Raw genomic sequence first — 21,819 nt, forward strand, 5'->3', positions numbered from 1 at the left:
ATTAATTATTTGTAAATTATTATTCTACTAAAATAACGCTTTGTCTGGTGTTTGTCTTTTATCGTATTTTAAGTCGCTTAACATAGAAGATTTTACACCAATAAAAAAGTAGTAGGTTTGTCGATCTCCAAACGGAACCCAGTTAAAATTAAGTTTCCAACTATCTAAATCTCTAGAAAAACGAAGTTGTGTGTAGGTAAATCCTTGATTTTTAAAATCGTAACCAGAGGAGAATCCGACACCCCATTTAGGTGTTAATTCTATGTCACCTGAAAACATTAGTGAGTTAGAAGAGATTTCTTTTTGTCTAGTTGCATTAGAATAATTTAATGCATAAGCAAGTTTTAGGGTCCAAGGAATTTTAGATCCGTATAGTTCAGCTTCTTTGGTAGAAGAATTATTATTGTCTGTATTTGGTTGGTTTGTTGTTGTTAAGCTTTCTCCAAACACTCCGTCGGAATTATTTGCGGCCGCTTTTTCACTTTGTTTATTTTGTTCTGAGTCTCCTTTTTCTTTTTTACTTTCTAAAGAATAATTTAAAGTAAGCCCAGCATTTGTTAATCTAAATAAACTACCTCCGTTATTGTAGTTAAACGTATTTATTTTATTTCCATTTATGTCTAAAGCATAAGGGTCTAATGTTGCATTTACATTTAATGTTAATTTATCTTTAAAAAGTTTAGTTCCAGCATTTACACCAACAGGACTCCATTTTAAAGAATCTGCAGCCATATTATAACTTGAAGAAAAGTTTAAATTATTTAATAGAGTAATTTTTTCTGCATCTCCTTCAGTGGAATCTTTTTTTCTTAGTTTAGCTTCTAAATTATTATTAAGTGTAAAGTTTAAGCTATTAGAAATTCCAGAACTTGGACCTCCATAAATACCGTTAGAAAAAGGAGAATATTCTAAAAATTCTTCAGGATTTGCAGCATTTTGCTGTACTTTTTCATAAAAAGTATCGCTAAAATCTGGTTTGTAACTATAAGAAATACTTGGTCTAACAACATGTCTTATAGCTTCAATATTTCCTTTTTTAAATTTAAACATACCATAAAAAGTTGTTCCTAAAGAAACCGAAGCAGAATAATCATTAAATCTACTAAAGCTACTTATAGTGTCCGTAACCACAGCGTCTTGAACATCGTCAAATGTTTTGCTTATCCTATCAAAATACCAAACATCTTTATACGTTATGCTAGGCGAAATAGTGAAATATTTTAACGCCTTCATATTGGTATTCATTGTAAGATTATGTTGAAAACCTGACTTTGAGTCGTCAAACATTTGTTTTTTAAAGAAAAATTCGTCGGTAGTTGTAATTCTATTATCACCTTTCAAAGAATAGGTTAACCCTATTTTTTGTATGGCATTGTTTTTTGCACCATTTTTACCTGTAAACGGATAAATTCTATCCATATTTAATTGCAAAGAAGGCAATGTCATTGTAATTTCCTCTGTATTTGTGTTTTGAGAATGTGTCATAGATAAAGACACATTAAACGGTGCACCTACAAAGTTTTTATAATAAGATATAGAAGAACTTAAATTGTTATTTAAAAAGGCGTTTGTATTGTATTCATTATTAGATTGTTTAAAATATTGACTACTACCCATATTTACAGAAGCTGAAAACCGTGAGTTCGGACTTGCTTTTGAATCTTGAGAGTGGCTCCATCTAATATTATAATTTGTTGCTTTAGAATAATCATCAAAGCCTTTTAAACTGTTTATTAAATTTTCATATTGGAAATTAAAATTTCCAGAATATTTATAGCGTTTAGCATAACTAGATTCTGCACGCATTCCCCAACTTCCATTGGTATAGATATCTCCTAAAAGCGCCAAATCAAAATTATCGTTTATAACAAAATAATATCCACCATTTTGTAAAAAATAACCTTGTGTATTGTTTTCACCCCAAGTTGGCATTAAAAAACCAGAAGTTCTTCCTTTAGTTAATGGAATGTATGCAAAAGGCAATACTACGGGTGTTGGTACATCTGCTAAAACCAGTTGTGCTGTGCTTGCAACTAGTTTTTTGTCTTGAATAAATTTAGCTTTTTTAATTTTTATATAATAATCCGGATTTTCTTTATCGGATGTTGTAAGTTTTATATTTTCAATAAATACAACAGAATCATTATGTTTTTTACTTACTTCTCCTAAAATAATAACACCTTGTTGTTCTGTTTTTAAATTCCAGATTTTAGCTTTTTCACTTTTAAAATTAAAAATAATAGTGTCTTGTGTAGATTCTTGTCCACCTTGTTTAAAAACAGGAAGTTGAGAATATACCCCAACACTATCTTTAATTCCTTTAGCGGTTACAGAGCTTGTATTGTTATCAATTTCAATATAGCCAGCGTTTAGTTCAATATCGCCATATTTAATATATGCATTGTCATATAAAATAATTTTATTGTTTAATACATCTTGTTTTATTAAACTATCTGCACTATGATCTATAATATTTTCAAGTAATTCAACAGGTTTTTTAATAGAATCTTTAGCTTTTAAAGCAACAGAATCTAATTGTTTACTGTTTAATAAAGTGTCAGTTGCTTTTAAATTTAATAAAGTGTCTTTTTTTATTACTGGTATGGTATCAGAAGAACTCAGTTTATTTTCTTGAGAATAAACAGCTGTATTGATAGAGCTTATTGCAATTATCAATACTAATAAAAAATAAAATTTGTTTATATTCGTTTTAATAACTTATTATTTTTGTAATAATACTATTTAAATTGGGTTGGTAGCTTAAGTTTTTTTAATTTAGCTTTTAGGCTTTCAACACATTTTTTTAATGTTTGTAAATGTATGGCTCAATAATTGTATCACCAAATAACAGTTGCCAAAAATAATTAAAATTATTGATGAACTCACTACTCTTTTCTAAAATTAAAATATCAACGAAAATCTTAGGGCTTTTCGTATTTTCTTGTAGCATTCTTTTTAATATTACTACTGTTTTTGCACAAAAAAACGAATTTATTGTTGTGTTAGATGCTGGTCATGGAGGAGAAGATCCTGGAAAAGTTGGTTATAAAAATATTAAAGAAAAAGATATTGCTTTAAAATTAGTACTTCAGGTAGGTAAATTATTAGAAGAAAAAGAAAATATTAAAGTAGTTTACACAAGAAAAAAAGATGTTTTTATTGGTTTAAAAGATCGTGGTAAAATTGCAAATAAATCGAATGCAGATTTGTTTGTTTCTATACATTGTAATGCGCATAATTCAAATGCTTATGGAGCCGAAACTTGGGTGTTAGGAACGCATGCTAATAAACAAAATTTTGAAGTAGCAAAAGCCGAAAACTCGGTAATAGAATTTGAGGATAATTATAAGGTGATATATAAAGGGTTTAATCCAAATTCTCCAGAGTCTATTATTGGGCTTACATTAATGCAGGAAGAATATTTAGATCAAAGTATACAATTGGCAAGTATAATTCAAGATGAATTTACAGTAAAACTGAAAAGAAAGAATAGAGGAGTAAAGCAAGCTGGTTTTGTTGTTTTACACCAAACCTATATGCCAAGTATTTTAATAGAAACAGGTTTTTTAACAAATGCCAAAGAAGCATTGTTTTTAAATTCAAAATTAGGACAACAAAAATTTTCCAAAGCTATATACAATGGAGTTATAAATTATATAAATCAATTAACTCTTAATACAGTGCAAAGTACTTCTATAAACGAAATTGAGGAAGTAAAAACAACAAATACTCAGAATATATATACAAACGTAGAATTTAAAGTTCAAATTGCTGCAGGTAGAAAATTAGAAACAAAATCGTACAATTTTAAAGGTCTTAAAAATGTAGAAAGGATCAAAGTTGGAAGTAGTTATAAATACTATTATGGAAATACATCTAATTATTCTGAAATAGAAAAATTTAAAAAAACAGCCCAATCTAAAGGGTTTAAAACTGCATTTATAGTTGCTTTTAAAAATGGTGAAAAAATTTCAGTTGATGAAGTTTTAAAAAAATCGTAGTATTTTAGCCATTTACTCACAAAAATTATTAGTAATATTGCCTTAAAATTTATATTATTTTGAAAATTACCAGAGAATTAAAAACAGGAGTTATATCTGTATTTGTAATTGTATTATTTATATGGGGTTATAATTATTTAAAAGGACTTAATTTATTTGATGGTCCTGTAAAAACGTATTTTACTGAATATAATAATGTCCAAGGTTTAAATACTGCAAGTGTGGTTACAATAAATGGTGTAGATGTTGGAAAAGTTGTGGATATTAAATTTAATAAAGACGAAGAAAAAAGAGGGAATTTAATTGTTGAATTTAGTGTTGAAAATGATTTCGAATTTTCGAAAAATAGTATCGCAAAAATTTATAGTGCTAGCTTAATGGGAGGGAAATCTCTTGCTATTGTGCCTTCTTATGAAGGTGAAACAGCGCTTCCTGGAGATTTTTTAAAAGGAGAAATAGAATCAGATTTATTTTCATCAGTTAGTGAAAAATTAAACCCATTACAAGCCAAAATAGAAAGTGTAATTAAAAGTGCAGACTCTTTAATGACTGGCTTAACAGATGTTTTAGATGTTAAAAGTAGGGAAAGTTTAAAATCTAGTATTTTAGAATTAAATACTACGGTTACTAATTTTAAACATGCTTCAGCTAATGTAAATAAGTTAATTATTAATAATGACGAAAAATTAACCAAAACATTAGATAATGCTACGCTAATGACCGATAATTTAGCAAAGCTTTCAGATACTTTAGTAAATGCTAATTTAGGACTTACAATAAAAAATATTGAAAATACAGTAGCTAATTTAAATAATGTATTAGCAGGTTTAGAAAACGGAGATGGTACTTTAGGTAAACTATTAACCGATGAAGAAATGTATGCTAATTTAACCAATGCTTCAAAAGAATTGGAAGAATTATTGAGAGAAATGAAATTACATCCTAAACGATTTGTTCATTTTTCACTATTTGGAAAAAAAGATAAAGGTTATACTCCAGAAGAAAAAAAATAATAACAACCTGTTTTAATTAAAACCCACAGAATTACTTTAAATAAAAAAGAAAAAGTGTATTTAATTTTACATAATTATTTTTTTTGTAAAAAAATATACTAATAAATATGAGAAACCTTTAAATAATTCTAAATTGTACGTTTTTAAGCTTATAAAAGTTTTAGGAATAATAGTAAAGAGTTATTAAAATTGATTTATTGAAATTTTTTGTGTTAGTAATAAACCAACTTATTACTTAAATTAGCACTTTCACTTAAAGATAGTTCTAATCAAATTATTTAGAAATATCAGTAAATAAAGAAAGTATGAATTATATTGACAACATAGCATTTGCAATACTTCTTTTTATAGGAGTTGGTTTTTTTGTTAAAAATATAAAAAAACTTATTAGAAATATACAACTTGGTAAACAGGTAAATAGGTCTGATAATTCAGCTGCTCGTTGGAAAAATATGGCAATGATTGCTTTAGGACAATCTAAAATGGTAAAACGTCCAATTGCAGGGATTCTTCACATTATAGTATATGTAGGCTTTCTAATTATTAATATTGAAGTAATTGAAATACTTATAGACGGACTTTTTGGAACCCATAGAGTATTGTCTTTTTTGGGTGGATTTTATAGTTTCTTAATCGCTTCATTTGAAATTTTAGCACTGTTAGTATTTGTATCGGTTTGCGTTTTTTGGATTCGAAGAATGGTGTTAAAAATTCCTCGTTTTTGGAATAAAGAAATGAAAGGCTTTCCAAAAAATGATGCACTTTACATTTTATATTTTGAAATGGTGTTAATGTCATTATTTTTAATAATGAATGCTACAGATGTACCATTTCAGCAAGCAGATGCAGGTAATCCGATCAGTCAATTTTTGGTCCCAATTTTCGAAAATTTTAATGCAGGAACATTATTCTATATAGAACGTACCGCTTGGTGGTTGCATATTGCTGGTATTTTAGTATTCTTAAATTATCTATACTACTCTAAGCACCTTCATATTTTATTAGCATTTCCAAATACATATTTTGCTAATTTAAATCCGAAAGGACAATTTAATAATTTAGAAGCAGTAACCAATGAGGTTAAAATGATGCTAGATCCAAATGTAGATCCATTTGCAGCAGCACCGGAAGGTAGTGAAGATGAAGTTCCAGAAAAATTTGGAGCCAGCGATGTTACAGATTTAAATTGGGTGCAATTATTAAATGCATATACTTGTACAGAATGTGGTAGATGTACATCATCTTGTCCTGCAAACATTACAGGAAAAGAACTTTCACCTAGAGCTATTATGATGAAAACTCGTGATAGATTAGAAGAAGTAGGCGAAAATATTACTAAAAATGGTGAATTTGTAGATGATGGTAAACAATTATTAAACGATTTTATAACACCTGAAGAAATTTGGGCTTGTACAAGTTGTAATGCTTGTGTAGAAGAATGTCCTGTAAATATTGATCCATTATCAATAATTATTGATTTACGTAGATATTTGGTAATGGAAAAATCTGCAGCTTCACAAGAGTTAAATATGATGATGACTAATATAGAAAACAATGGAGCGCCATGGCAATACAACCAAATGGATAGATTAAATTGGAAAGATGAATAACATAACTATAAAAATTAAAAGACACACAAAATGAAAAAAGAGGAAGTTGAAAAACTACTAAATGATAAAGTTGAAGATGGACTACATATTAGTCCTATTTTGCCTGAAGGAGTTAAAAATTATTTAATTGATATTGATGGAACAGTAACTGAAGATGTTCCAAATGAAGAGCCAGAAAGAATGGCTACTTGTATACCTTTTCCAGATGCATTGGCAACATTAAATAGATGGCATGGTGAAGGACATATTATTTGTTTTTTTACATCAAGAACAGAAGAACACAGAGAAGTTACAGAAAATTGGTTAAATAAACACGGGTTTAAATACCATAGTTTATTAATGGGAAAACCTAGAGGTGGAAATTACCATTGGATAGACAATCACTTAGTAAAAGCAACTCGTTACAGAGGTCAATTTACAGATTTAGTAGAGAAAGAAGTAACTATTGAAGTTTTTGATGACGGTCAGCACGAATAAAAATTAAAATATATTGATATGAACGTACCAACAATGGCAGAAATGATGGCACAAGGCAAACAACCAGAAGTATTGTTCTGGGTTGGGTGTGCAGGAAGTTTTGATGATAGAGCAAAAAAAATTACAAAAGCATTTGTTAAAATTTTAAACAAAGCCAATGTTGAATTTGCTGTTTTAGGTACCGAAGAAAGTTGTACAGGTGATCCAGCTAAAAGAGCAGGAAACGAGTTTTTATTTCAAATGCAGGCTATGACTAATATTGAAGTTTTAAATGCCTACGAAATTAAAAAAATAGTAACTGCTTGTCCGCATTGTTTTAATACACTTAAAAATGAGTACCCTCAACTTGGCGGAAATTACGAAGTTGTACACCATACAGAATTATTAAAATCGTTGCTCGATGATGGTAGACTTACTATTGAAGGAGGACAATTTAAAGGAAAAAAAATAACATTTCACGACCCTTGTTATTTGGGTCGTGCAAATGATGTTTATGAAGCTCCAAGAGAATTAATTCAAAAATTAGATGTTGAATTGGTTGAAATGAAACGTTGCAAAACCAATGGTTTGTGTTGTGGTGCTGGAGGTGCTCAAATGTTTAAGGAACCAGAAAAAGGGGCAAAAGACATTAATGTAGAGCGTACCGAGGAAGCAATTGAAGCAAAACCAGATATTATAGCAACTGGTTGCCCGTTTTGTAATACTATGATGACAGATGGAGTTAAAGCAACAAATAAAGAATCTGAAATTGATGTGTTAGACATTGCAGAATTAATTGCAAATGCAAAAGATTTATAATACGCTAATAGTTTTGTAAATGTTTAAAAACATAGAGGTTACTTCTCAATTACCAGATATTTCTAAATTAGATTTTAAAGCAATTGATAAAAAATATTTAAGAGTTTTACTTCTAAATTTTAGTAGTGTAACAATTGTACTTTTTGTTGGGTTGTACTTTTTAATTACTAAAAATCTAGCAACTCAAATACCTGAATACACACCTTATTTTTACCTTGTGCTAATACTTATTTTAGGTATATTTCTATTTTTTTTAGTACTTGGTTTTTATAAGAGAAAATATGCGGTTAGAGCACAAGATATTTCATATAAAAAAGGGGTAATTGTACAATCGATAACTACAGTTCCTTTTGCTAGAATTCAGCATGTTGAATTGGAAGAAAAACCTTTTTCTAGGTTGTTTAAGTTAGCTTCAATTAAAATATTTACTGCAGGAGAAAGCGGAGGTGATTTAAAAATAAATGGGCTTCCAAAAGAAGAAGCAAAAAAGATAAAAGAATTTATTACCCATTTTATAAATGAATAATACATTCGATTTTTCTGAATTTTCAAGACAATCGTCTAAAGGAATTGTTGTAAATTATTTTATAATTTTATACAAATCATTAAAATCTTCTTGGGTATTAATCCCAATAATACTTACAAAAGATACTTCAGAATTAAACCTAACAAAAATTGTTTTAATAGTTTTAGCTATACTTGTATACATTTTAATACGCGCTGTTTTAGTGTATTTAAACTTTAAATTCAAGATAAAAGACAATGCTTTTATTTTAAAACAAGGAATTTTAAACAAATCAAATGTATCTGTACCTTTTGAAAAAATTCAACATATAAATTTCAAACAAAATTTTATTCAACAAATAATTAATGTTACTCAAGTAGAAATTGAAACAGCTGGAGCAAAAACTGTTGAAATATCTATAAAAGCACTTTCTAGAGAAAAAGCAGAAGCTTTAAAACAAGCCTTGTTTTCTAAAATGCAAGAAGTTATAGCCGTTGAAAAAAATGAACCTTCTAAAGAAATACTTCATAAAATTTCGGTTAAAGATTTGTTTAAAATTAGTATTTCAGAAAATCATTTTAAAAGTTTAGCATTGTTATTTGCTTTTATTTTTTCAGGATATGTACAAGTAAAAGATTTTTTAGAAACTTTAGAATTAGATCAAAAATTTGATGCTATTTTAGAAGAAAACGCTAATTCTTTACTTGGAGATTTATTTTTGATGCTTTTTTTACTTGTTTTTAGCTTTATAATATCTGTACTAATTTCTTTTGTAACTACATTTATTCGTCATTTTAACCTGCAAGTATCTATTGAAAATAATAGATTAGAAATAGATCAAGGTTTAATTACGAAGCATAATAATATTTTAAAAAAGCAAAAGGTGCAAAGTATTGAAGTTGCTACAAATCCAATACAACAAAAATTAGGTATCTATAATGTAATTTTTAAGCAGGCTGTAAGTGGTAAGGTAAATTATAAAAAAATAATTAAAGTAGTTGGTTTTAATCAAGCGCATATTGAAGTGTTAAAAAAAATACTTTTTCTAAATACAGATTTCAGTAATTACGAAAAACAAAAACCAGATACCTATTATAAAACGCAGTTATTTTTTAGATACTTTTTATTATTAATACTGTTAAATGGAGTGTTTGTATTAATTTCAAGCAGTTTAATTTTTGTAAATATAGTGTTTATACCATTTTTTATAATCTTAGTTTTGCTAAAATATAAGAAAAGTTATTATAGTTTTAATAATGATATGTTAGTTATTGGTTCTGGTCAAATTGCGACTAAAACTACATATTTTGAGCATTTTAAATTACAAAATATTAAAATGAAACAAACTGTTTTTCAAAAAAGAAAAGACGTGGTAAATTTGGTTTTACAAACAGCTTCTGGTAAAATTATATTGCCTTGTATAAAAACTAATAAAGCCATAGAAATGTATAATTTTATATTGTATAAATCAGAAACATCAGTAGAAAAATGGATGTAAAAAGTTATATTGAAGCAGCGCGTTTAAGAACTTTACCCTTATCGGTTTCAGGAATAATTGTAGGAAGTTTTATAGCTGCATCTAAAGGAGTTTTTAATTGGGAAATATGTGTGTTAGCTCTGTTAACAACTACAGGGTTTCAAATTATTTCAAATTTTGCAAACGATTATGGAGATGGTGTTAAAGGAACTGATAATAAAGATAGAATAGGACCAGAACGTGCCATACAAAGTGGAGCAATTAGTCCAAATCAAATGCTAAATGCTATTAAAATATCTGTAATAATTACTTTTATAATTGCTGTTTATTTAATTTATAGGGCATTTGGAAAAGAAGATTTTTTAAATTTATTTATCTTTTTTATATTAGGTTTGCTTAGTATTGTTGCTGCTATTAAATATACAGTAGGTAAAAAAGCTTATGGTTATAGTGGATTTGGAGATTTGTTTGTTTTTTTATTTTTTGGTTTGCTTAGTGTAATTGGTAGTTACTATTTGTATTCGAAAGAATTAAATATTACAATTTTATTACCTGCTATTTCTATTGGTTCATTAAGTATTGGTGTGCTAAATCTAAATAACATGAGAGATAGAGCTTCAGATATTAAATCTGGAAAACGCACATTGGTGGTGAAAATGGGGAGTGATTATGCAAAATATTATCATTATTATTTATTAGTTATTCCTTATTTATTCGCAATATTATATTCAATTATACATTATAAATCGCCTTTTCAATTTTTATTTTTATTAACACTTTTTCCAATTATAAAGCATTTTAAAGTAGTTTACAGAAATAGAAGTCCAAAATTATTAGATCCAGAATTAAAAAAATTGGCAATTACTACATTTATATTTTCTTTATTATTTGGAATAGGTTTAATAGTGTAATTAATTATGAGTAATAATTATTACAGAAGCTACAAGATAGATAAGATATATTTGCCTTTCACTGTTTAATTATATGAAAAATCAGTTTTTAGGTATATTTTTTTATTTACTTTATTTATTGGCTATGATACGCCCAGTTATGCCAATAATAAATTATTATGCCAATTACGATTATATTGCAGCGGAACTTTGTGAAAATAAAGACAAGCCTTATTTAGAGTGTAACGGTAAATGTTATTTAAAAAAGCAACTTAAGGAAGTAAACCATACAAACCACGATCATAAATCTACTGTACCTCAAATTAATTTTGATGATTATCCGATAACAACTTTAGATCAATTTACCTATCAATTTATTCAGCAAAAACAACTGCTTACTATTACTAACTATTGTATTTATATTTCTTCACAAGATTTTTTTAAATCGGATTTTAAACCACCACAAGTATTGGGCTAATTTCACAAACTTTAACTAATAAAAACTAATACATAGGTGTTATATTATTAATAATGGCATTTATAAGTTAGTTTTTAATATGGCTTTATATACTAAATGTATTTATTGTAATAGCTTGTTATAAATAATATTTAAATTATTTGTATTGAGTTTGTTATGGTAAAATTTATGATAAAAAAAACTTATTTAAAATAATAATGAAAAATAAAATATTATTAATTATTGTATTGATATCAACGTTTTCTTTTGCTCAAACTTCAAAAGTTTCAGGAACAATAGTTGATGAAAAAACTGGAAATCCAATTGAATTTGCAACGGTAAAAGTATTAAAAACTAATACAGCTACATTAACAAATAAAGCAGGTGAATTTACTGTAAATGCTGAAATTGGAGATAAATTAGAAGTTACTCATATAAGTTACAAACCAGAGATTATTATATTGAGTAATCCAATGCTTATAAAGTTACAAATAGCTCAAATTGAGTTAAATGAAATATTGGTGGCCGCTAATCCATTGCAAAATATATCCCAATCAACTGTTATAAATGATACTGAAAAAAGAATTAGTCAGCCTAGAAGTGTAGGGCATTTATTTAAAGAAATCAATGGATTTGGAATTACAAAGAAAGGAGCTTATGCCTCAGAACCAGTATTTAGGTCTTTTAAATACGAACAATTGAATATTCAATATGATGGAGGTATGAAAGTGTTAAACGCTTGTCCAAATAGAATGGATCCAATAACAACACACGTAATTCCTGAAGAAATTGAAAAAATAGAAATTATAAAAGGACCTTTTACTGTGCGTTTTGGTCAAAATTTTGGAGGCGTAATTAATTTAGTTTCTAAAAATCCAATTAAAGGGCAACAGGGATTCCATGGAAGTGTTGAAGGAGGGTATGAATCTAATGGAAATAATTTAGTTACTGGTGCATCTGCATTGTATGTAACAGATAAGTTTGATTTATACTTAAATGGCTCTTATAGAGATTTTGGAGATTATAAAGATGGGAATGGAACAAAAGTTCCAGCTTCATTTAAAACAACAGACTATTCATTAAAAGTAGGAATTAATCCAACTGAAAAACAACGCTTAAAATTTAGTTGGAGACAATCTTTTGGTAGCGATATAAGTCATGCTGGATTACCAATGGATTCACCTTATGACGATAGTTTTTTAGCAGGAATTGATTATAAAATAAATCAGATTTCAGAAAAAATAACGAGCTTTTCCGTAAAAGTATTTCATTCGTATGTAGATCATTTAATGACCAATGAAGGACGTCCTAGTTTTGCTACCACAGAAGCTAGTTCGCCAGTAGAAGCTTGGACAACAGGTGGTAAAATAGAATTGATTTTGTCGCCTTCTAAAAATACCATAATTTATACAGGGGTAGATGCAAATTTAATTGAAAGAGCAGGAGATAGAACACGTATTGTAAAAGTAATGAATGGTACTACGTTGGCAACTCCAAAAACCTTTGTGGATAAAATTTGGCAAGATGCAAGTTTGAATGATATTGGTGTTTTTGCTGAAGGAAATTATAAAATTTCAAATTATACAAGTATTACAACAGGAATTAGGGCTGATTTTATTTCAACTTCATTAGATGATCCAGCTTCAGATTTTGAAGCATTGTATGGCGGAAATATTGAAGATGAAACAGAAGTAAATATAAGTGCAAATGCTTCAATTAAGTATAGAAAAAACGGATTTCAAACACAATTGGCAATTGGTAGAGGTGTTAGAACAGCTTCTATGATAGAACGTTATATAAATCATTTTAATGTAGGTGTAGATCCTTATGAATATGTTGGAAACCCAAATTTAAAACCAGAAATTAACAATCAAATAGAACTATCTTTTTTAAAAAACTTTGAAACTATTCAAATTGGAGCTTCTGTATTTCACTCTTTCTTAAAAAATTATATTTCAGCCATAGTAAATACTTCAATTCCAAGAAAATTTATGTCAACAGTACCACCTGTAACGGCTAAACAATTTATTAATTTAGATAAAGCGTCTCAAACAGGTGTGGAATTTACGTTTAATGTAAAGGCATCAGAAAGGGTAACTTTTACTTCTAATATTTCTTATACTCAGGGCGAAAATAAAGATTTTGACGAGCCTTTGGCTCATATTCCACCATTTATGGCAAATTTAGGAGCAAAATATGAAGCCGAAAAATATTGGATGGCACTTAGTTCTAGATTGGTAGGAGGTCAAGATCGTATTTCTACAACTTTTATGGAAGAAGAAACTCCAGGTTTTGGAACACTTGATTTTAGAGCAGGTTACAGTCCTTTTGAAAATGTTTCAATTGGCTTTGCTGTGTTAAATATTTTTGATAAAAGTTATTATGAACATTTAAACTTTTCGTACCAAAATTCAAATGTACTTTCAGGTAAAATTTATGAACCGGGTAGAAATTTTACAAGCTATATTAAATATCAATTTTAACTATTTTTATAATAGTATTAGATACTTTTTATTTGTTTTGAACCACAAAATTAATTTTTTTGTGGTTCTTTTTTTTGAATAAAATTCATTAAATTGCAGTAACCACTAAAACATAAATATTATGAAGATTACTTATTTAGGACACGCAACTTTAAGTATAGAAACCAAAGATAAAACCTTGTTAGTTGACCCGTTTATTACAGGTAATGAATTAGCAAAAGAAATAGATATAAATAAATTACAAGCAGATTATATTTTAGTTACGCATGCGCATCAAGATCATATTTTAGATGTTGAAGCAATAGCAAAAAGAACCGGAGCAAAAGTAATTTCTAATTTTGAAATTGTTTCGTATTTTGAAGCTAAAGGAATTCAGGGTCACCCGATGAATCATGGTGGAAAATGGACTTTTGATTTTGGAACTGTATATTATACAAATGCTATACATTCCAGTTCTTTTCCTGATGGAACTTATGGAGGACAGCCAGGAGGGTTTGTAATAGAAACACAGAATCATAGATTGTATATTTCTGGAGATACTGCTTTAACCTACGATATGAAATTAATTCCAGATACTATTGGAGAACTAGATTTAGCAATTTTACCAGTTGGAGATAATTTTACAATGGGTATAAAAGAAGCGATTAAAGCAAGTTCATTTTTAAATTGCAGTAAAGTTTTAGGTGTTCATTTTGATACGTTTGGATATATTAAAATAGACCATAAAGAAGCGTTTGAGAAGTTTGCCAAGGCTAAAAAAGAGTTGTATTTATTGCCAATAGGTGGTAATTTAAAAATTTAAACTAATTGTAATATACAAATATGGGTACTCGTAAAATTATTGGAATTTTTTTAATTGTTTTAAGTTTGGGTGTAGGTTACTTTGGTCTTAATAAAGTAAGCGAAAATTCAACATCAATTGAAGTTTTAGATCTACAAGTTGATTTATCTAACAATTCAGAAAAAGAGCTCGGTTATGTTTATGTTGGACTGGCCGTTGTGTTATTAGGAGGAGGTTTATTTCTTCTAAAAAAGAATAGTAATTAATTTTTTATAACGGTAATAGAAGTTTTTTCCCCTGTTTTTAAACGTGTTAAAGTATTAATAGTGTTCTCTTGATCAATAATTTCTATTTTAGCAGTGTTTGGAGATATTGTACCTGTGTTTATAGCTAAAACATCAATTGTAGTTGATTCTGAATTTAAAGGAATTATTAACTTTTTTATGTCTTTATCAACTACATAGTTTCTAAGAAAAATAGCACCATTAACATAAATATTAATTTTATCACCATCAATTTTACCAGCATCATAAATGTTTAAATTAAGTTGCGAAGAAGTTGAAAACATGGTTAAATTTTGGTTGGGTTTTAAAATATTCATTTTTAAGGAATCTAAAGTTTGTGTAACACTTACGCTAGACTTAATAGATTCTTCTACGTGTTTTGATTTTTTAATTAGTTTATCAATTTTTTTAGCTTTCTTCTCTATTTTTTGAATGTTTCTTAGTTTAATTTCACCATTTATACAGTTAGTCCCATCATTATAAAGCCCTACAAATTTACCCTCAATATTTTTTTTAGAATTTAGGGTTTTCATTTTCCCATTAAAATTTATATAGCAAAAATCGTAATCAGAAACTTCAGATTTAGTATAAATAATTCCTACTTCTTTAAACGAAAGTAAATTGTTTTTTGAATTATATTCACCAACTATGTTTGATTTAGTTTCGTGCTCGCCGCCAATATCGGTAATTGAATAACCAGAAATAAAGTTATCGTTTTCTACCAAATTTAATTGGTAAGATATAAAAGATGAGTCATTTAGTTTTATAACGCCTAAATATTCTTGTTCTTGCTGTGCAAAAATGATTTTGCTAACAAGCAAAAAGGTTAAAATAACAATAAAGTGGCTGTTTTTTTTAAACATTTTTCATTAGATTTGAGCACAAATTTAAAATTAAAAGTTATGAAATTAAAAATTATTTTATCTTTAGTAGCTCTATTATTAGTTACAAGTTTTAGCTATGCTTCTTTTCCTGTTAAAAGAACTGTTACAACAAATGCGACAGAAATTTCAAACGATTCAAGTTCAGAGGCATTAGTATCACCAGCTGCTGCAAGTTCTCAAAAAAGTCAAGGAATAGCATTGTTATTAGGTATCTTTTTAGGTGGTTTAGCAGGGCATAAATGGTATTTAGGAAACCCTTGGTATATTAATGTGCTTTTTATAGTAACATTAGGAGGTTTTGGAGTATGGTGGGTAATTGATATGATTAGAATTATTACTGGTGATTATCAACCACATAATGGAAGCTATAAAGCAGATTTCTTTTAGAAATTAGCAAATTTTATAAAAAAAAGAGAAGCAACTAGCTTCTCTTTTTTTATAAATAATTATTTTAAATATTTGTAATTTACAATTTTACTTAAGTAATGAAAGCAACTTACCATAAATATATTTTAAATTTTAAACAGGCTAGTGGCACATCTAGAGGGATTTTAAAAACGAAGGAAACTTTTTTTTTAAAATTAGTAGATAAAGATAAAATTGGTTTTGGAGAATGTGGTTTATTTAGAGGTTTAAGTATAGATGATAGACCAGATTATGAAGAAAAACTAAACTGGCTTTGTAAAAATATTAATAAAAATAGTGATGAATTATTAGCCGAATTAATAGAATTCCCTTCTATTCAATTTGGTTTAGAACAAGCTTTTTTATCATTAAAAAGTGAAAATACGTTTCAATTATTTCCTTCTAAATTTACAGAAACTAAAGAAGCTATAAATATTAATGGTTTAATTTGGATGGGAAGTGAAACTTTTATGAAACAACAAATTGAAGACAAATTAAAAGCAGGATTTTCAACAATAAAAATGAAAATAGGAGCTATTGATTTTGAAACAGAACTGTCTTTGTTAAAAAGAATTCGTAAAGATTTTTCTTCAAAAGAAATAGAATTAAGGGTTGATGCTAATGGCGCATTTAAACCAAAAGAAGCTTTAGAAAAATTAAAATACCTTTCTGAATTTGAAATTCATTCAATTGAACAACCAATTAAACAAGGTCAAATTAATGAAATGGCAGAATTATGTTTAAAAACACCATTGCCAATTGCTTTAGATGAAGAATTAATAGGTGTTTTTAATGTAACTAAAAAGCAAGAATTGCTACAAATAATTAATCCACAATATATAATTTTAAAACCGAGTTTAGTAGGTGGCTTTAAAGGGAGTGAGCAATGGATACAATTAGCAGAAAAACAGCAAATTGGTTGGTGGATAACTTCTGCGTTAGAAAGTAATATTGGGTTAAATGCAATAGCGCAATGGACATTTACTCTAAATAGTAAAATACCTCAAGGTTTAGGTACAGGGAGTTTATTTACTAATAATTTTAACAGTCCGTTAGAAGTTAAAAACGGACATTTGCATTACAATTTAACTAAAAATTGGAAGGTTAATTTATAACTAAAATTAAAATTAAAATGAAATTTTTACAACAAGCATATAAAGGAAATAACGCGTGGTGGGCTTACTTAATAACAATAGCAATTGTTACTTTTCCATTTTTAATGAATGTTATTATTTATTTATTGTTTCCTGAATTATTGGACATTATGTATCAAGAAATGGAGCAAAAAGAACCGAGTAATTTAGACTTTTTTGCAAATTTAGTACCATTTTTATTTTTATTAGTACTGTTGTTTTTATTTGTTACTAAATTGCATAAGCGTAAAATAAAAACGATAATTACATCAAGAAAAACAGTAGATTGGAATCGGTTTTTTTACGCTTTTTTTATTTGGTTTGCCATAGGTGTATTACTAATAGGTGTTGATTATTATATGTCACCAACCGATTATGTTTGGAATTTTAAACCTATTAAATTTCTTGTATTAGTTTTAATTTCAATAGTTTTTTTACCAATTCAAACAAGTTTAGAAGAGTTGTTGTTTAGGGGCTACTTAATGCAAGCTTTTGGTGTTTGGTTTAAAAAATCGTTTGTAGCTTTAATTTTAACATCGGTAATTTTTGGTTTATTACATGGTTTAAATCCTGAAGTTGAAAAACTAGGGTGGATTATTATGATATATTACATTGGTACAGGTTTGGTTTTAGGAATTTTTACTTTAATGGATGAAGGAACAGAATTGGCTTTAGGTTTTCATGCAGCAAATAATATTGTAGCAGCAGTGCTGGTAAGTTCTAATTGGGCAGTTTTTCAAACAGATGCTTTGTTAATTGATGTTTCGGAGCCTTCTTTAAATTTTTTAATGTTTTTACCAGTATTTGTGTTGTATCCATTAGTGCTTTTTATTTTTTCAAAAAAATATGGTTGGACAAATTGGAACGAAAAATTATTTGGTACAATTAGCCAACCTGTTGAGTTAAATGAAGAAGAAATTATTATATAATTTTAATTAAGCATTGGTAAAGTAATATTCGTTAAAAATGAGTGAACAGCATTTTCATAAAAGCTTTAAACTTCAAGATACATCTTTTAATTCTATTGAAGCTTTATTAGATTTTTCAAAATCAATTTCAATTGAAGTGTATTCGTTTTTTAAAGAATGGTTTAATAAAAGTAGTTATGTTGAAGTAAAAACTTCTGGTTCAACAGGAACGCCAAAAGTTATTCAACTTCAAAAAAACTATATGATAAATAGTGCAAAAGCAACAGGCAATTTTTTTGATTTAGAAGAAAACACAGAAGCACTTTTATGCATGTCTCCTAATTATATTGCAGGAAAGATGATGTTGGTAAGAGCGCTAATTTTAGGTTGGCATATAGATGTTGTAATTCCAAGTTCTAATCCATTAAAATCTATTGAAAAAAATTATGATTTTTCGGCAATGGTACCACTGCAGTTAAATAATTCTTTAGATGAAATTTATAAAATTAAAAAGCTAATTGTTGGTGGAGGAGTTGTTTCAAACGAATTATTAGCTAAAATTAAACATATAAAAACGGATGTTTTTGGAACCTATGGTATGACGGAAACCATAACACATATTGCCGTTAAAAAATTGAATAATTTAAATGTCATTTCGAGCGCAGTCGAGAAATCTCATCATAATACATTACCAAAAAATACGATTGTTTATGAAACCGAGAAAGAGGAAAAGCTTCGTTCTGCTGAACTTGTTTCGGATTCTTTCTATAATACACTCCCAAACATTAAAATTTCAACAGATAAAAGAGGTTGTTTGGTTATTGAAGCTCCAAAAGTATCTGATGAAGTAATAGTTACAAACGATTTAGTGGAGCTAATTTCTGAAAATTCCTTTAAATGGTTAGGACGTTTTGATACTGTTATAAATTCTGGAGGAATAAAATTAATTCCAGAGCAAATAGAAGAAAAATTGACGGAAATAATTTCAGAGCCATTTTTTTTAGCTGGACTTTCAGATGCTATTTTGGGTGAAAAATTGGTTGTGGTAGTAGCGTCTAAAAGTTTGAAAGTTGAAAAGTTAAAAAGTTCACTTTTCCAAAAAATAAAAGCATTAAAAACACTTTCAAAATATGAAATTCCTAAAGAAATTTATTTAGTTGAAAATTTTGTGAAAACTCCCACAGGAAAAATAAATAGACCAGCAACTTTAAAATTACTTGAAATGCAATAATATCGTCATGCTGAATTTATTTCAGAATCTCATCATGTTGAATTTCACTACTTTAGGATCTGAAATTTTGTTTTTTTATACAACATTGTCTTTCCTGAGTAGGCAGGAGTCCATTTTATCGAAGTTACTATTCTTGTTTTATGTATTTACTTTTTATCTAATTTTTTATTTCATTTTTTCAAACATTGCAATTTTACTTTCACCATTTGATTTTTTATAGCCTCTAAACATTCCAGACGAATTGAAATCCCAATAAACATCCCCATGTTTATCTATTAAAATCATTCCGCCTTCACCACCAAGTGGTCCAATTTGATTGAATAAAACTTCGTTTAAAGCGTTGTCTGGAGAGAATTTTTTAAATTTAATTAAGTTCGATACCTCGTGTGCTGCAACAGTTCTAATAAAGTATTCACCAGTACCTGTTGCTGAAATTCCACAGGTTAAGTTATTGGCATAAGTTCCTGCTCCAATAATAGGTACATCACCAATACGCCCGTATTTTTTATTAGTCATTCCACCAGTTGAGGTTCCTGCTGCAATGTTTCCATTTTTATCAATTGCTACTGCGCCAACAGTTCCATATTTATGGTCATCTATTAATTCATTTTTAATTAAGAAAGCAGTATGGTCGAGTGTTGTTGTAGTTTTTCCTTGTAATTTCTTCAATTGATTCATTCTTTTTTCAGTAAAAAAATAGGAACTATCAACCATTTCAATACCGTATTTTTTAGCCATAATTTCAGCTCCTTTTCCAGAAAGCAATACATGTTTAGAGCTATCCATAACTATACGTGCTGCTAATATTGGATTTTTAATATGGTTAATTCCAGCAACAGCTCCTGCATTTAAAGTATTTCCATCCATAATAGCGGCATCCATTTCTTGATTGCCATCGCTGTTATAAACGGCTCCTTTGCCTGCGTTAAACAATGGAGAGTCTTCCATAATATTAATTGCTGCTTGTATAGCGTCTAACGAAATTCCTCCATTATCTAAAACTGTATATCCTGCATTTAAAGCCTCTTCTAATTTTTGCGTGTAAGCTTCTTGCTGAGCTTTTGTAAAATATTCAGGTTTTATTCCGCCAGCACCTCCGTGAATTACAATTGCAAAACTGTTAGGATCTTTTGTAGCTTCAATATTTTTATCAGAAGTTTTTTCGTTGCAAGAAATAATTGAAATTATTAGAAGTAATGCTAAAGGTAGGTTTTTCATAAGTCTATGATTTTATATTCAAATATATTCATTTTAAAATTTAAAATTAGAAAAATGCTTTTGATATATTTGTAGTTCAAAATACTTATGGATTTAGAAAAAGATACATACAAAACTATTGAAGTTGCTGTTGGAGATGCTCTTTATAAAGAAAAAGGGAGTAAATTTATTGGTTATGTTTATCCAATTATTTCTGAAGAAGATGCAAAAAAACATATTGATGAGTTAAAGAAAAAACACCATGCAGCTCGGCATTGGTGTTATGCTTGGCAAATTGGTATTGAAGAGGTTAGTTATAGAGCTAATGATGATGGAGAGCCCAATAATTCGGCAGGACAACCTATTTATGGACAAATTTTATCTAAAGACCTTACCAATGTTTTAGTTGTAATTGTACGCTATTTTGGGGGTACTAAACTAGGTGTTGGAGGTTTAATTAGTGCTTATAAAACTACAGCTAAATTAATTTTAGAAGAAGCTGTAATTGTAAAAAAAACGATAGATGTTTTTTATCAACTTATTTTTGAATATAAAGATATGAATAAGGTTATGCGGATTGTTAAAGAGCAAAACCTTTCAATAATAAATCAAAAAATGGAGTTGAATTGCGATTTTCTAATTTCTGTTAGAAAAAAGAATGCATCTAAAGTGCAACAATTGTTTTTAGATTTACGTTGTTTAAAAATTAAAGAAGTTACACCATAGAGTTTATTTTATCTAATAAGTATTTAGGAATACGAGTAGGTCTATTTGTTTTCATATTTACAAAAACTAAAACAGCAGTTGCAGTTGTTAACAATTCATTTTTATTATTTGTTATTTCAAATTTAAATTCAATTCTAGCTGTTGGCATTTTAGCTAAAGTTGTTTTTAGCGTTAAAACATCATCATATTTTGCGGGTTTTAAATAAAATGTATTTAAATTTATTACAGGTAACATAATACCATCTTTTTCCATTTGTTTGTATGATACGCCCAGTTTTCTAAGCCATTCGGTACGTCCCATTTCAAAATAAGCTGCATAATTTCCATGGTAGGCATAACTCATTTGATCTGTTTCACCATATCTTACTCTAAATTCTATTTTATCTGAAATCATTATTGTATATTTATAAAAAGGTTATTTACGTAAAAAAAAGTTAATAATCAATAGATGTTTTATTTTTTTATGCTAAAAAATATTCACATTTTTGTACAACCAAAAAATAAGTAGAGTTCGCTCTAAAATTGCAACAGATTAACCACAAATAGTACTTAAAATAGG

At 28.0% G+C, this 21,819-nt stretch carries 21 protein-coding genes; 17 read left to right on the top strand and 4 right to left on the bottom strand.

What is annotated here, in order from left to right; translation table 11 throughout:
* Positions 1 to 27: 27 nt before the first annotated feature.
* The gene (locus MHL31_RS16130; protein WP_240227020.1) at positions 28 to 2,676 is read right to left on the bottom strand and encodes a putative LPS assembly protein LptD; all 2,649 of its coding nucleotides are present in this window, start codon (positions 2,674 to 2,676) and stop codon (positions 28 to 30) included.
* A gap of 200 nt (positions 2,677 to 2,876) precedes the next feature.
* On the opposite strand from MHL31_RS16130, the gene MHL31_RS16135 reads away from it, so the two are divergent.
* From MHL31_RS16135 to MHL31_RS16190, 12 genes are all read left to right on the top strand, one after another.
* Positions 2,877 to 4,001, top strand: a complete 1,125-nt coding sequence (locus MHL31_RS16135; RefSeq protein ID WP_240227021.1) for an N-acetylmuramoyl-L-alanine amidase — start codon at positions 2,877 to 2,879, stop codon at positions 3,999 to 4,001.
* A 59-nt stretch (positions 4,002 to 4,060) separates the two neighbouring features.
* Positions 4,061 to 5,014, top strand: a complete 954-nt coding sequence (locus MHL31_RS16140) for an MlaD family protein (protein WP_240227022.1) — start codon at positions 4,061 to 4,063, stop codon at positions 5,012 to 5,014.
* Positions 5,015 to 5,319: 305 nt separating this feature from the next.
* A complete protein-coding gene (locus MHL31_RS16145; RefSeq protein WP_240227023.1) occupies positions 5,320 to 6,624 on the top strand; it encodes a (Fe-S)-binding protein in 1,305 nt (434 codons plus the stop codon).
* Between the two features lie 30 nt (positions 6,625 to 6,654).
* Positions 6,655 to 7,101 carry a phosphoheptose isomerase gene (locus MHL31_RS16150; protein WP_240227024.1) on the top strand — a complete coding sequence of 149 codons (447 nt, stop codon included), beginning with the start codon at positions 6,655 to 6,657 and terminating at the stop codon, positions 7,099 to 7,101.
* 18 nt (positions 7,102 to 7,119) lie between these two features.
* Positions 7,120 to 7,899 carry a (Fe-S)-binding protein gene (locus tag MHL31_RS16155; protein WP_240227025.1) on the top strand — a complete coding sequence of 260 codons (780 nt, stop codon included), beginning with the start codon at positions 7,120 to 7,122 and terminating at the stop codon, positions 7,897 to 7,899.
* 19 nt (positions 7,900 to 7,918) lie between these two features.
* Positions 7,919 to 8,425 carry a PH domain-containing protein gene (locus MHL31_RS16160; RefSeq protein WP_240227026.1) on the top strand — a complete coding sequence of 169 codons (507 nt, stop codon included), beginning with the start codon at positions 7,919 to 7,921 and terminating at the stop codon, positions 8,423 to 8,425.
* Positions 8,418 to 9,902, top strand: a complete 1,485-nt coding sequence (locus tag MHL31_RS16165; protein WP_240227027.1) for a PH domain-containing protein — start codon at positions 8,418 to 8,420, stop codon at positions 9,900 to 9,902. Before MHL31_RS16160 ends, MHL31_RS16165 begins: the two co-directional genes overlap by 8 nt.
* Positions 9,893 to 10,792, top strand: coding sequence for a 1,4-dihydroxy-2-naphthoate polyprenyltransferase (locus MHL31_RS16170; protein ID WP_240227028.1), 900 nt, complete (start codon positions 9,893 to 9,895; stop codon positions 10,790 to 10,792). Before MHL31_RS16165 ends, MHL31_RS16170 begins: the two co-directional genes overlap by 10 nt.
* A 73-nt stretch (positions 10,793 to 10,865) precedes the next feature.
* Positions 10,866 to 11,249: a hypothetical protein gene (locus MHL31_RS16175; protein ID WP_240227029.1), complete on the top strand. Its 384-nt coding sequence runs from the start codon at positions 10,866 to 10,868 to the stop codon at positions 11,247 to 11,249.
* A gap of 197 nt (positions 11,250 to 11,446) precedes the next feature.
* Entirely contained in the window at positions 11,447 to 13,711 is a 2,265-nt protein-coding gene (locus tag MHL31_RS16180; RefSeq protein WP_240227030.1) for a TonB-dependent receptor domain-containing protein, read from the top strand.
* Between the two features lie 121 nt (positions 13,712 to 13,832).
* Positions 13,833 to 14,513, top strand: coding sequence for a metal-dependent hydrolase (locus tag MHL31_RS16185; RefSeq protein WP_240227031.1), 681 nt, complete (start codon positions 13,833 to 13,835; stop codon positions 14,511 to 14,513).
* Between the two features lie 20 nt (positions 14,514 to 14,533).
* Complete coding sequence (locus MHL31_RS16190; protein ID WP_240227032.1) at positions 14,534 to 14,758, top strand: hypothetical protein; 225 nt, start codon at positions 14,534 to 14,536, stop codon at positions 14,756 to 14,758.
* Here the strand turns inward: MHL31_RS16190 and MHL31_RS16195 are convergent.
* Positions 14,755 to 15,639, bottom strand: a complete 885-nt coding sequence (locus tag MHL31_RS16195; RefSeq protein ID WP_240227033.1) for a hypothetical protein — start codon at positions 15,637 to 15,639, stop codon at positions 14,755 to 14,757. The genes MHL31_RS16190 and MHL31_RS16195 overlap by 4 nt on opposite strands.
* Positions 15,640 to 15,678: 39 nt before the next feature.
* On the opposite strand from MHL31_RS16195, the gene MHL31_RS16200 reads away from it, so the two are divergent.
* The 4 genes from MHL31_RS16200 to MHL31_RS16215 all read left to right on the top strand — a co-directional run bounded on the left by MHL31_RS16200 (position 15,679) and on the right by MHL31_RS16215 (position 19,337).
* Positions 15,679 to 16,047 (top strand): TM2 domain-containing protein, encoded by a 369-nt coding sequence (locus tag MHL31_RS16200; protein ID WP_240227034.1) that lies wholly within the window; start codon positions 15,679 to 15,681, stop codon positions 16,045 to 16,047.
* 98 nt (positions 16,048 to 16,145) lie between these two features.
* Entirely contained in the window at positions 16,146 to 17,180 is a 1,035-nt protein-coding gene (locus MHL31_RS16205) for an o-succinylbenzoate synthase (RefSeq protein ID WP_240227035.1), read from the top strand.
* Positions 17,181 to 17,197: 17 nt separating this feature from the next.
* Complete coding sequence (locus MHL31_RS16210) at positions 17,198 to 18,127, top strand: CPBP family intramembrane glutamic endopeptidase (RefSeq protein WP_240227036.1); 930 nt, start codon at positions 17,198 to 17,200, stop codon at positions 18,125 to 18,127.
* Positions 18,128 to 18,164: 37 nt separating this feature from the next.
* Entirely contained in the window at positions 18,165 to 19,337 is a 1,173-nt protein-coding gene (locus MHL31_RS16215; protein WP_240227037.1) for an AMP-binding protein, read from the top strand.
* A 165-nt stretch (positions 19,338 to 19,502) separates the two neighbouring features.
* On the opposite strand, the gene MHL31_RS16220 is transcribed toward MHL31_RS16215, so the two are convergent.
* On the bottom strand, positions 19,503 to 20,555 hold the full coding sequence (locus MHL31_RS16220) for an isoaspartyl peptidase/L-asparaginase family protein (RefSeq protein ID WP_240227038.1): 1,053 nt from the start codon (positions 20,553 to 20,555) through the stop codon (positions 19,503 to 19,505).
* Between the two features lie 87 nt (positions 20,556 to 20,642).
* Between MHL31_RS16220 and MHL31_RS16225 the strand changes: the two genes are divergently transcribed.
* On the top strand, positions 20,643 to 21,260 hold the full coding sequence (locus tag MHL31_RS16225) for a YigZ family protein (protein ID WP_240227039.1): 618 nt from the start codon (positions 20,643 to 20,645) through the stop codon (positions 21,258 to 21,260).
* Here the strand turns inward: MHL31_RS16225 and MHL31_RS16230 are convergent.
* Positions 21,250 to 21,654 (bottom strand): thioesterase family protein, encoded by a 405-nt coding sequence (locus tag MHL31_RS16230; protein WP_240227040.1) that lies wholly within the window; start codon positions 21,652 to 21,654, stop codon positions 21,250 to 21,252. The two genes, MHL31_RS16225 and MHL31_RS16230, sit on opposite strands and share 11 nt — an antisense overlap.
* Positions 21,655 to 21,819: the final 165 nt, after the last annotated feature.

Origin of the sequence: Lutibacter sp. A80 (genome assembly GCF_022429645.1) — a bacterium.
Lineage (GTDB): Bacteria > Bacteroidota > Bacteroidia > Flavobacteriales > Flavobacteriaceae > Lutibacter.

What these genes read in the sequence shown, in the direction of transcription:
- MHL31_RS16165 (WP_240227027.1), top strand. Translation starts at nt 8,418, where the DNA reads ATGAATAATACATTCGATTTTTCTGAATTTTCAAGACAATCGTCTAAA.
- MHL31_RS16180 (WP_240227030.1), top strand. Translation starts at nt 11,447, where the DNA reads ATGAAAAATAAAATATTATTAATTATTGTATTGATATCAACGTTTTCT.
- MHL31_RS16230 (WP_240227040.1), bottom strand. Translation starts at nt 21,654, where the DNA reads ATGATTTCAGATAAAATAGAATTTAGAGTAAGATATGGTGAAACAGAT.
- MHL31_RS16210 (WP_240227036.1), top strand. Translation starts at nt 17,198, where the DNA reads ATGAAATTTTTACAACAAGCATATAAAGGAAATAACGCGTGGTGGGCT.
- MHL31_RS16160 (WP_240227026.1), top strand. Translation starts at nt 7,919, where the DNA reads ATGTTTAAAAACATAGAGGTTACTTCTCAATTACCAGATATTTCTAAA.
- MHL31_RS16225 (WP_240227039.1), top strand. Translation starts at nt 20,643, where the DNA reads ATGGATTTAGAAAAAGATACATACAAAACTATTGAAGTTGCTGTTGGA.
- MHL31_RS16190 (WP_240227032.1), top strand. Translation starts at nt 14,534, where the DNA reads ATGGGTACTCGTAAAATTATTGGAATTTTTTTAATTGTTTTAAGTTTG.
- MHL31_RS16185 (WP_240227031.1), top strand. Translation starts at nt 13,833, where the DNA reads ATGAAGATTACTTATTTAGGACACGCAACTTTAAGTATAGAAACCAAA.
- MHL31_RS16175 (WP_240227029.1), top strand. Translation starts at nt 10,866, where the DNA reads ATGAAAAATCAGTTTTTAGGTATATTTTTTTATTTACTTTATTTATTG.
- MHL31_RS16200 (WP_240227034.1), top strand. Translation starts at nt 15,679, where the DNA reads ATGAAATTAAAAATTATTTTATCTTTAGTAGCTCTATTATTAGTTACA.
- MHL31_RS16215 (WP_240227037.1), top strand. Translation starts at nt 18,165, where the DNA reads ATGAGTGAACAGCATTTTCATAAAAGCTTTAAACTTCAAGATACATCT.
- MHL31_RS16205 (WP_240227035.1), top strand. Translation starts at nt 16,146, where the DNA reads ATGAAAGCAACTTACCATAAATATATTTTAAATTTTAAACAGGCTAGT.
- MHL31_RS16145 (WP_240227023.1), top strand. Translation starts at nt 5,320, where the DNA reads ATGAATTATATTGACAACATAGCATTTGCAATACTTCTTTTTATAGGA.
- MHL31_RS16220 (WP_240227038.1), bottom strand. Translation starts at nt 20,555, where the DNA reads ATGAAAAACCTACCTTTAGCATTACTTCTAATAATTTCAATTATTTCT.
- MHL31_RS16150 (WP_240227024.1), top strand. Translation starts at nt 6,655, where the DNA reads ATGAAAAAAGAGGAAGTTGAAAAACTACTAAATGATAAAGTTGAAGAT.
- MHL31_RS16195 (WP_240227033.1), bottom strand. Translation starts at nt 15,639, where the DNA reads ATGTTTAAAAAAAACAGCCACTTTATTGTTATTTTAACCTTTTTGCTT.
- MHL31_RS16170 (WP_240227028.1), top strand. Translation starts at nt 9,893, where the DNA reads ATGGATGTAAAAAGTTATATTGAAGCAGCGCGTTTAAGAACTTTACCC.
- MHL31_RS16135 (WP_240227021.1), top strand. Translation starts at nt 2,877, where the DNA reads ATGAACTCACTACTCTTTTCTAAAATTAAAATATCAACGAAAATCTTA.
- MHL31_RS16155 (WP_240227025.1), top strand. Translation starts at nt 7,120, where the DNA reads ATGAACGTACCAACAATGGCAGAAATGATGGCACAAGGCAAACAACCA.